Annotated in this window: 1 protein-coding gene; it reads left to right on the forward strand. The window is 78.7% G+C overall.

Translation table 11 applies throughout. The features are described 5' to 3' along the window. Nucleotides 1-136 precede the first annotated feature (136 nt). Nucleotides 137-1,017 (forward strand): outer membrane protein assembly factor BamB family protein (locus CCN42_RS24495; protein WP_158102125.1); only part of this gene is annotated, 881 nt, incomplete at its 3' end.

The raw sequence follows: 1,017 nt of genomic DNA on the forward strand, positions 1-1,017 counted from the left end.
ATGGCCTGCCTTGCCGCGGCGCACGAGCCTCGTGCGCCGCGGCAAGGCAGGCCATGGCGACGAGGCGGTGCCGGGCTCCGGGGTGGTGCCGGGGTCCGGGGTGGTGCCGGGTGACAGGCCTCGGACGCGCGGTCGGGTGAGCGGTGCGGGCCGTGGCGGAGGTGCCGAGCGGCGGTACGGGCGGCGGCGTCTCGCGCTCGCCGCGATCGGTGCCGTGCTCGTCGCCGGCGGTGCGCTCGCCTCGGTGCGGGCGCTCGACGGAACACCCGAGGACAGCACGCCCCGTACGGCCGCCGCCGGGTTCAGCGGCTGGGCGGCGACTCCCGCGACGCGGGGCGGGGCCGTGCCGCAGTGCGGCTACGGCGGGGGGCTGCTGCTCTGCTCCCGGCCCGGGCAGATCTTCGCGCTCGACCCGTCCGACGGCACGCGCGCGTGGACGCGGTCCGCCGCCACCGGACCGACGAGCGGACCGCCCGTCGTCGCGGGCGGCCTGGTGCAGCCCGACGCGGAGGGCGGCCGGCGGCTCGCGGCCCTCGATCCCGCCTCGGGGGCGGAGGCCTGGCACCGGGAGCTGCCGCCGCAGTCCGCGACGCAGTACGCCGGGGGCGTCCTGCTGCTCACCCTCGCCGGCGGAACGGTCACCGGGGTGGACGCCGCGACCGGCGAGAACCGGTGGACCGAGCGGATCCCGGGGCACGCCGTGCCGTCCTTCGCCGCCTTCCCCGGTGACCCGCTGGCCTATGCGGCCGGTCCGTCCGACGACGGCTCGGGCACCCGGGTCAGCGCGGTGGACCCGACGACCGGCGAGGTGCGCTGGACGGCCGTGCTGGAGGGCACGGTGAAGCCGGTCGGTGTCGGCACGGGGGCGACCCGCCCCGTCTACTTCGCCGCCGTCGACCCCGGGTACGGCGACATGGACGCCGTCGTCCGGTACGAACCGGGGTCCCGCACGGTCGACCGGGTGGCGCTGCCCGTGCCGCGGCAGGACGCGCAGGCCGCCGTGCACGGCGATGTGGT

The organism is Streptomyces glaucescens, from assembly GCF_002154375.1.
Classification (GTDB): Bacteria; Actinomycetota; Actinomycetes; order Streptomycetales; family Streptomycetaceae; genus Streptomyces; species Streptomyces glaucescens.